Consider the following 1,099-nt stretch of genomic DNA (forward strand, 5'->3'; position numbering starts at 1 on the left):
GGGACGCTCCTATGGAGCGTCAAGCCGTGAGCGGCGGGTTTTCGAGCTGTCGGTAGAGCTGTCTGGTGATGTAGCGCTTGAGGCAGCGTTTGATCTCGCGGTCGGTCTTGCCTTGGGCTCGGCGGCGTTGGGCGTAGGCGCGGGTGGGCGGGTCGTAGCGCAGCCGGGACAACGCGACGGTGTGCAGGGCGCGGTTGAGTTGGCGGTCGCCGGCGCGGTTGAGCCGGTAGCGCACGGTCTTGCCCGAGCTGGCCGGGATCGGGGCGGTGCCGGCGAGCATGGCGAACGCGGCGTCGTCGCGGCAGCGCCCGGCGTGGGACCACGCGGCGAGCACGGTCGCGGCTACGATCGGCCCGATCCCGGAGATCGCGAGCAGGTCCGGGCGCCAGGCGCGCACGATCGCCCGGATCGCCCGCTCGTGCTCATCAGCCTCGTCCTGCAGTGCTCGGATCCGCCGGGCCAGCGCCCGCAGCGTGGTCAGCACGGTGAAGGCGTGCACGTCCGCAGCGCTGCTGCCCGGGCGCAGCCGGGCCGCGGTGGCGATCATCGTGGTGGTGGACTGGCCGCGGAAGCGGGCCCGCACCGGCTCCGGCGCGGTGATGACCTGGGCGCGCAACTGGCGTTGGGCATCGGTGGCGGCCTTGACCGCGCCGCGCCGCGCGGTGAGCAGGGCCGCCAGCGCGGCCCGCTGCGGCCCGGTGCGCGGCTGGGCCAGCCGGGTGCGGGACAGGGCGTCGCGAGCGGCGCGTTCGGCGTCGATCGGATCGGACTTGGCCCCGGCTCGGCGGGCCGGGCGGGTCGGCCGGTCCAGCTCGATCACGAGTTCTTGCCGCTCGCCCAGGTGGCGGGCCAGCCCGGCGCCGTAGCCGCCGGTGCCCTCGATCGCCCAGGCCCGCAGCCCCGACTGGGCCTCGGCGAACTCCACCAGCTCGGCGTAGCCGTCGGCGTCGGCCGCCACCGTGATCGTCGCAGTCAGGGCGCCGGTCCCGGCCGCCACGACCGCGGCGGTGTGGGTGTCGGTGTGGGTGTCCACCCCGATCACGAACTCGACCAGCTCGGCCAACCGCACCTGCTCGCCCGCCGCACCTGCCGGTTGCTC

General features: G+C 75.1%; 1 protein-coding gene. It reads right to left on the reverse strand.

Annotated elements, in window-relative coordinates; genetic code table 11:
• Positions 1–19 precede the first annotated feature (19 nt).
• The coding region (locus AB0B41_RS43240) for an IS110 family transposase (protein WP_358213049.1) at positions 20–1,099 on the reverse strand (1,080 nt) is incomplete at its 5' end.

Source organism: Pseudonocardia sp. NPDC049154, assembly GCF_040648315.1.
Taxonomy (GTDB): domain Bacteria; phylum Actinomycetota; class Actinomycetes; order Mycobacteriales; family Pseudonocardiaceae; genus Pseudonocardia.